The 8,064-nt window shown below is 58.9% G+C and carries 7 protein-coding genes and 1 riboswitch; of the genes, 4 read left to right on the forward strand and 3 right to left on the reverse strand.

From position 1 onward, the window contains the following. Nucleotides 1–988 (forward strand): orotidine-5'-phosphate decarboxylase (gene pyrF / locus H5U08_RS05925; protein ID WP_366494127.1); only part of this gene is annotated, 988 nt, incomplete at its 5' end. 73 nt (nucleotides 989–1,061) lie between these two features. Here pyrF and H5U08_RS05930 read toward each other — a convergent pair. The 3 genes from H5U08_RS05930 to H5U08_RS05940 form a co-directional block, all read right to left on the reverse strand. Then, complete coding sequence (locus H5U08_RS05930) at nucleotides 1,062–1,649, reverse strand: histidine phosphatase family protein (RefSeq protein WP_297031222.1); 588 nt, start codon at nucleotides 1,647–1,649, stop codon at nucleotides 1,062–1,064. Next, nucleotides 1,646–2,356 carry a ribulose-phosphate 3-epimerase gene (gene rpe / locus H5U08_RS05935; RefSeq protein WP_297031224.1) on the reverse strand — a complete coding sequence of 237 codons (711 nt, stop codon included), beginning with the start codon at nucleotides 2,354–2,356 and terminating at the stop codon, nucleotides 1,646–1,648. The genes H5U08_RS05930 and rpe overlap by 4 nt, the downstream gene beginning before the upstream one ends. Nucleotides 2,357–2,674: 318 nt before the next feature. Then, nucleotides 2,675–4,282, reverse strand: coding sequence for an amidophosphoribosyltransferase (locus H5U08_RS05940; protein WP_297031225.1), 1,608 nt, complete (start codon nucleotides 4,280–4,282; stop codon nucleotides 2,675–2,677). A 1,054-nt stretch (nucleotides 4,283–5,336) separates the two neighbouring features. Here H5U08_RS05940 and H5U08_RS05945 point away from each other — a divergent pair. The 3 genes from H5U08_RS05945 (at nucleotide 5,337) to H5U08_RS05955 (ending at nucleotide 7,981) form a co-directional block, all read left to right on the forward strand. Beyond that, the gene (locus H5U08_RS05945) at nucleotides 5,337–6,371 is read left to right on the forward strand and encodes a hypothetical protein (protein WP_297031226.1); all 1,035 of its coding nucleotides are present in this window, start codon (nucleotides 5,337–5,339) and stop codon (nucleotides 6,369–6,371) included. A gap of 677 nt (nucleotides 6,372–7,048) precedes the next feature. Continuing rightward, a riboswitch (Fluoride riboswitch) is annotated at nucleotides 7,049–7,111 on the forward strand. Between the two features lie 117 nt (nucleotides 7,112–7,228). After that, nucleotides 7,229–7,612, forward strand: a complete 384-nt coding sequence (crcB, locus tag H5U08_RS05950; protein ID WP_297031227.1) for a fluoride efflux transporter CrcB — start codon at nucleotides 7,229–7,231, stop codon at nucleotides 7,610–7,612. A 21-nt stretch (nucleotides 7,613–7,633) separates the two neighbouring features. Then, a complete protein-coding gene (locus H5U08_RS05955) occupies nucleotides 7,634–7,981 on the forward strand; it encodes a DUF190 domain-containing protein (RefSeq protein WP_297031230.1) in 348 nt (115 codons plus the stop codon). The last annotated feature ends 83 nt before the right edge of the window (nucleotides 7,982–8,064 follow it).

Consider the following 8,064-nt stretch of genomic DNA (forward strand, 5'->3'; position numbering starts at 1 on the left):
TTGGGGAAGAAGTGACGTCGGTCTTATGATGCCTGCAGCGGAAACAAAGATTCGCTTCATCGACCGGCTGGAGCAAGCGGTCAGGCGACGGGGAACGCCCGCTCTGGTTGGAATCGATCCCCATTTGGATCTTCTCCCGCCCAATGTTCTGCCGGCCGAAGGTCCCCAGCGACGGCTCCTGCCGAGACAGCGTCTGGCAGCGGCGGTGCGGGAATTCTGCGCGGGCGTGCTGGACGTGATCGGCTCGATGGTGCCGATCGTCAAATTTCAGATGGCGTTTTTCGAGCAGCTCGGTCCGGAGGGCATGAGTGCTCTTGCCGAACTGGTAGGACACGCCCGAAGGTATGGGTTGCTCGTGATACTGGACGGCAAGCGGGGTGATATCGGGAGCACCGCTGTCGCCTACGCGGAAGGGATGCTGGGCCCGGCCCCTGTCAGTTCCTGGGGCGGCGACGCAGTGACGGTCAGCCCCTACCTGGGGGAGGACAGCCTCCAGCCCTTTATCGAAACGGCGGTGGCGCGGCAGGGCGGCGTGTTCGTGCTAGTCAAGACCTCCAACCCCGGGAGCGGACTGTTTCAGGACCTCATTGCCGAAGGGATGCCGCTGTACCGTCACGTGGCTGCTTGGGTCGAGCAGCAGGCTGCGCGCACCAAAGGACGATGCGGATACGGGGACGTGGGGGGAGTCGTGGGGGCCACCTTCCATGAGCAGCTCGCGGAACTCCGACAGGTGATGCCCCACACATGGTTTCTCGTTCCAGGTTATGGAGCCCAGGGGGGCACGGCCAGGGATGTCGCCGCGGCATTCGATCCCGCTGGACTGGGGGCCATTGTCAACAACTCGCGAGGCATCCTCTTCGCGTATCGCCGACGGGAGTTCGAGCGTTTCGGACCGGCCCGGTGGCAGGAGGCAATTGAGGCGGCAACCCGGGAAATGATCGATCAGCTCCGGACCGACACTCCCGCCGGTCGGCTGACCAGTCGATAGAATCTCTCACCCCGCCAGCGACGGCGAAATAACCCGTCCAGATGAATGACCCAGATGTCGAGACAACTCGGGATCAGGAGGCCGTCTCGATCGCTTTCGGCTCCCACTGGAGGATCTCTAACTGGCCGTGGCGTGATTCGGCCTTCCACAGATCCCCCAGGGGTGCGTGGGTAATCAGCCGCTTGATGATGCTCGCCATCGGCTCAGCCACGATCAAACCGACGGTTTCCCCCTGGTGCCGCCGGTGAAGCCGCCGCAACCAATCCATGACGCGTGTCTCGGCCTCTTCGATGGTCTCCCCTTCCGGGGGGCAGATGCAGTCGGGGATTTCCTGCCATTGACGGTAGATCTTGGGTTGCCGGGTGCGAATTTCCTCGATCTTCATCCCCTGCCACAGGCCGTAATCGAGGTTCCGCAAGGCGTCAATCTCCCGGGAACGGATATTCAGGGCTCGGGAAATCGCCTCCGCTGTTTCGACCGCGGGTCGGCAGGGGGAGTGATACAGGGCATCGAAATGGATGCCGGCGGCCTGGATGGATTCCACCTCCTTGGTCACTTCCGCGAAGCCCTGAGAGTTAAGGGGGATATCCAATTGTCCCCGGACTCGTCCCTGAACGTCGTAATCGGTCGCCCCCGGACGGATCAAAACTATTGTGATCATAATACGACCTTACTTTGATGATCCTTCACCAAGGCGGCCAATTCCTGGTATCGCTGGGAGTAATTGTCGTGCCCCAGCAATCCTGTGCCCACGATGAACATCGTGGCGCCGGCCTCGGCACACTGACCTATCGTCTGTCCGTTCACGCCTCCGTCTACAGAAATCATCAAACCTTCTGGAGCCAGTTGGCGCAGTCGGCGAATTTTGGGGAGAACTTCCGGACGGAAGGACTGGCCCCCAAAACCCGGCATAACGCTCATCACCAGCACCAGTTCGCAATCGTTCAAATAAGGAATAACCGATTCCACCGGGGTCGGCGGATTGAGCGATACACCCGCACACGCCCCAGTCCGGTGAATCATTTCAAACAAAGGTCGGGGATCGGGAGCCACCTCGATGTGAACGGTCAAATAGTCGGCCCCCGCTTCCCGAAAGCGTTCAATATGCGCTTCAGGGTTGGAAATCATCAAGTGGACGTCCAGTATCAGCCGGGTGGTCCGCCGCACCGCCTGGACGATGGGAATGCCGAAGCTCAAATTGGGCACGAAATGCCCGTCCATGATATCCAGGTGCAAAAAGCGTGCCCCTGCCGCCTCCAGCCGTTCGATTTCCCGGGCCAGATACCGAAAATCGGCCGCCAAAAGCGACGGTCCGATCATCACACGCCCAGCCTGATATTCGTCAAAAAGCGGCGAACGAGCAATCATTGATCCATGCCGCAACCGGCCCTGAAAAGTTTAATCCTTCTGCTCCGGTTGACCCCTGACCATATAATCCCGTCATTTTGCTTTGTCCACCCCGATTTTCAATCCTCCATTCGGCGGGATCGCCACCACGCACATTGGACCCGTCCACGCGTCCCCGTTCCGACAACCAGTGACACCATCTCTTTGCTTTTTAACAACTCACACCGGCATATGGACTGTCATTCACGCCTCCCGACCTGCGATTGAGCCGGCATCTCCGCGTGAACAAGCCAGTTCCCACTTCCTCATCGCGTCAAGCCTCAGCCCCGTTGTTCTTAGTCAGACTCTTGCCGAACACCCCACGCCGGTTGTCAGTGCTTGTTCCTCCACGTCGTACGTTCTTCCCGCGATGCCCTGGCGCCATCGGCGTCGGGCCTCCTCGGCCAGTTTCTGCCCCCACGGGGTGGGATACACCCCTGTAATGCACGCCCGGCAGAGATCGTTGGCGTCGATACCGATCGCCCGCGCTACGGCCTCCACCGGCAGATAGCGGAGCGAATCCGCTCCCAGATCCCTGGCCATTTGAGCTTGAATTTCGTCGGTTAATTCGCCGTTTTTCAGATATTTAGGGGCGAAGAGCTCCCCCATTGAGGACATGTCAATCCCGTAAAAGCAGGGGGAGATAATTGGAGGACACGCCACCCGCACATGAATTTCCGCCGGTTTTCCCAGTTCCCGCATTCGGTGGATGAGCACCCGCATCGTCGTCGAACGAACAATGGAGTCCTCCACGAGAAGAACGCGCTTTCCTTCCAATACTTCGCGCAGTGGGGTGTATTTGGCCCGGGCTTTGGCGTCACGATTGAGGTTGCTCTCGATAAACGTGCGCCCTGTGTAACGGTTGCGGATAAGCCCCTCCACGCAGGGGACCCGCAACACATAGGCCATGGCGTCTGCGGCGGCCTTGCTGGTGTCCGGCACAGGGACGACGATCGTCTTGCCGTCATCGACGGGCACCGTTTCCAGTCGGGCTAACTCTTCACCCAGCGCTTTGCGCGCGAGGTACACACTTCGCCCGTCGAGCGTGCTGGCCACATTGGAGAAATAAATCCACTCGAAGAAACAATGGGCACGATGCGGTGCCGTGGCAAACTGGACGAATCGTATCCCTTTTTCCGAAACGATGATAGCTTGCCCGGGAGCCACCGGCTTGATCATTTCCGGTGCAAACCCCAGATTCAAGAGGGCCACGCTCTCACTGGCCGCGGCGAAGAGTGATCCATCGCAGGCCCAGCTCAACGGTTTAAAGCCCAGGGGGTCCCGCACGACCATGAGTTCCCCCAGGGCGTTGAGAAACACCATGCTGTAGGCCCCGTCGAATTCCCGGGGAAATGCCCGACACACATCCGCCAGGTCCGGAGCGGGGTTCGGATTGAGCTCCCGGCACAGGACGTGCATGATCACTTCGGTGTCCGTATTGCGGACCAGATGGTTATCCTCATCCCGGAGCAGCCGTTCGCGGAGTTCGGGAAAATTGGCGATCTGGCCGTTGAAGGCGAAACTGAACCATTTGTGCTTACGGATGTGATGGCGCTCAAACGGCTGAGCGTAGCTGGGGTCGTCCTTGCCGCACGTCGCGTAACGGACATGGCCGATGGCCGCCCGCCCCGAAAAATTTTTCATCAATTCCTCAAATCGATCGCGCTGGGAAAGCGCAAAGACCTCCGCCACCGTTCCCACGTTCTTGTAGGTGAGGAGTAGGTGCGAATGGCGGTCATTAAACCGGGTGATTCCCGCGGCAAGCTGCCCGCGGTTCTGGATGTCAAGCAGCATGCGGGGTATCAGAGTCGGTGCGGAATCGGGCCCTTCGGGACAAAGAGGGCTGACTGTGTCGCAGGAAAAGTGATAAACGGCGACAACACCGCATTCTTCGGCTAAATCACGCATAGCTCTTTCCCAAGAAAGAACACCGAGGCGACTTCCCTGGCCGACGAGACATCGGAGCATCAGCAGCCGCCTCTGTGATACATTCTAAGACGCCTTGCCCACGGATACAACGAGCAGGATGGATTCGTTCGATCCACCCGCCCGATGACGTCACAATCGCTCACGTACAGCGGTCACCGTGGAATGCCTTGGAGACTGCGGGGGTGACCACCTCACTCGCAGGTAGGAGGATTTTCAATCTTGGCCGCAAAACGTCCGGCGTTTGCTCGCAACGTCCCAGCCCTGGTCGAAAAATTTCTGGTTTTTCGTGCAGCGCGCTGGACAGAAGAGTCACCGCAGGTAGAATAACACGAAATGCCTCCGGGAAGAGCAGCGTTGCCGCCGAGCCACCCGGTAGCGAACCCCGTGGCGGGGCAGTATGTCTTGGTATCGTGTAGATCGATATGCGGGAGGAGAACGATTCTCATCCGAAAAGGTCTCAGGAAGTTTTTCATCAAGAGAACTCAAGCGAGTGTCTTTGCGACAAAAAAGGGGGGCTCCACCAGTGCTCAGGTAGCCTTGCCACCATGGGACATTGATTGTCCGTGGCATTTCGAGTCTCTCTCCGATCTGTCGGATTTCCGAGAGCGAACCTTTGCAGATGGCCGAATTGTCATCTCTTTGATGGCGTCCCGATTGTTATCGAAAATGGGCTTCGCACGTATTAGTTTGGATGAGTCAATAGGGGATCACGGAAACCATTGCGCGGGGATCAGATTGCTCACCGTTTGAAGGACATCGTTTGCCCTCTCCTTCTGGATCCGTTGCCGACAGTGGCCTGACGCTTTGCCTGAATGGTTCTTTTGTCTTTCTGCCACGGCAACCGGCTCGCCGGGTTTATCGGCGCTGAATGGTTTTGTCCTGCCTGAAGCCGTTCGAATCGGCAAACCTGCTGCCGAACCCAGGTGGCCGGGTGAATGCCTGCGGTCATTTGCTGAGAGTAGCTGACAGTATTTGCAAAGTGGGCAAGTCGTCTTTCGTATTCAGGAAAGACACGTGATCGAGGAGAAGTCCCATGAAGCGTCCCAGAAAAGTCCACAAAAAGTGCCGCCCTCTCGCTCGTGAAGGCCGCGATCTGGCGCGGATCTGGTGGGATGCCGAGGAAAATAAACTCTGCTGGTTTACCGAGAGAAGCCACACCTCCATCAAGTCCCCGGAACAGCTTCAGTGTCTGGCCGAGGGATATTCCGGCGTCCTGGTTTCCGGTGCGACGGATCAATGGCCGGCACGCTTTGCCGCGTTGCAAGGCCTTGATCCAGACCGCGTGCGAATCGTCCTGGTCCCGCAGCAGACCCAGCGCAGCCGTTGTTCCGGAGAGTCTGACACCGACGAGGGTGATCAGAAAAAGGTCTTTGTGCGCAAGGTGGTCAAAGACTACGACGTTCCACTGACCATGCTGCAGGTGGCGGTCTTCTGTCCGCAAAGTCCTCTCGATCCGGTGGCCACCTTCTCCGGAACCTGGATGGGTCAGTTCCACAAGTTCTGGGACATTCCCATCACCCGGGAAACGGCGGAATTCTGGGCCCGCGTGGGTGACGTTCATTACTGGCTGGCCCCGCCGGACGCCCTTCCGCCCGATCTGTCCACTCCCGTGGAGCTCCACGAAGAGTGCAAAAACCCGTCTTGGGAGCAGGAGGACGCGAACGTCAAGATTCTCGCGTTTTTCTTTGGTCCGCCGAAGAAAAAGAGCCGCCTTCCCGTTCTCAAGTGGCCGCTGGGACGGGTGGCCGCCAGCATCATTGCGCGCCGCTCTCAGCGCAAGCTGCTGCCGCAGGCATGGGCGGGCTCGCCAGACGCGGAGGCGGTTCTCCGACAGATTCTCGAGTCGGCGATGCAGTCTCTCGGAGATCCGCGGGCATGGCTGTGGCGGGGACTCCTGAGAACGTCCGTCGGGGAGGTCAATCTCGCCTATACCGAGGCCGTACTGGCGTGGGTTCTTGCCCGGTTGGTCCATCCTGAGTTGTTTCCCCCGCCGATCGCCTTGATCGATCCACCCGCCGTGGATTACTGGCGCCAATATCGGGACATGGACCATCCTGCGGCAGACTGAACTGCTGTGTCAGTGGCGGAGCACGTGGGGGCGACCACTCAGTCGCCCCTGCGCCGGTTTCCAGCGTTCATCTTCTGGAGTGCCGCCCACTGGTGGATGCGATCCCAGACGCAGCTAGCGGTTCCCCACTTTCAAACCACGCGTCGCGTCGGAAGTCCGGTTTGGAGGGGCAAAAACGGTGACGGCTCTACCTCAACGGTGTCAGGTCAACCGATCAGACCGCGGTAGGGGCGCTTCGTGCATCGCCTGCATATGGCTACGTGCTCAATCCGGTTCTGGTAGGGGCAATTCATGAATTGCCCCAACCAGGGCTTTTGACGCTCACATATCCAGGCGTCGGCGGGACCTGCTCGTCAGGTCCGCATACTCGGAGGGACGTGCTTGTCACGTCCGCTTCTCGGCGTTGGACAATCCATTGCCTTTCGCCGGGGACTCAAGTCCGGCGTGGAGTGCGGCGATTCATCGCCGCTTTTTGGTGAAGGCTCTAGCCTTCATAACCTTGCCGTCGGGCAGGACGGAATCGGGTGGTCGGTCGCGGTGGAACCCGCCCCTCCAAGGCGTCCGGTGGACGCGGCCAGCTTTCACGTCGACCGTTCAAGTGCCTTTCCCGGAGGCAATTGTGATGCGTGGCCCGGGGGACCGTGACCTTGACGAATTTGTCCCGGTGACATAGGCTTGAAGTTGACGGGGATGGAGTCCCCCGTTAAATGCCCTATCGGGCTGATGACTCCTACCGCGCAGGCATTTGCACGGCAGGGGTCGCAGCTCGCTCAGCCGACCCGCTGCACAAGCGGGTTTTTTGTTTTCTTGCCCGCGCGACAGTCTCCAAAGTTCGTTGCAGGTACAAGGGTGTGCTCATGGCTGTTGTGGAAAAGCTGTTTTACCTCGCTCTCGCAGGGGCACTGGGCACTTTGGCGCGTTACGGCCTGGCCGGCTTCGTTCACCGTCTCAATGGGGTCAGTTTTCCCTGGGGTACGGTGACGGTGAATATTCTGGGATGTTTTGTGGCTGGATTCGTATGGAGTCTTTTGGAAAGCCGCTGGGTTCTGCCTCCGCATCTCCGGGTCGCCGTGATGGTGGGCTTTTTCGGAGCTTTCACCACCTTTTCCACTTTCATGCTGGAAACCACGGAACTCGTGCGATCAAGCGAATGGCTCCTTGCTCTGGGGAATCTCGTGCTCCAAAATGGCCTGGGGTTGATGGCCATCGTTGTGGGGGCCTTTCTGGGCCGCATTCTGTGATGTGACGGAGTCGATGACAATATGAAACTTCCTTATGAGGCCTATCTGCTGCGGATTTTTATTGGGGAAAGCGATCGCGTGGGAAACCGACCGCTCTATGAGGTCATCGTGGAAGAGGCCCGCCGTCGCGGTCTCGCCGGCGCTACCGTGGTCCGAGGCTTTCTGGGCTTTGGCGCCAATAGTCGCATCCACACCGCCAAGATCCTGCGCCTTTCTGAAGACCTTCCCGTTGTTATCGAGATCGTGGACGCAGAAGAAAAAATCGAGCCATTCATTCAGGAACTCGATGGCATGATCGAGGAAGGTCTGATTACGCTGGAAAAGGTACGGGTCATCGCGTATCGCCACAATAAGCAGGAAACGTCCTGACCTGCTCCTCTTATAACAGGGGCACCTCCAGGGAAAAAGCTAGCTCTGCTCGTCGGCGGTTGGCCTCTCCCAACTCGCCAGAA

The sequence above is a fragment of the Thermogutta sp. genome, assembly GCF_014359955.1.
Taxonomy (GTDB): Bacteria; Planctomycetota; Planctomycetia; order Pirellulales; family Thermoguttaceae; genus Thermogutta.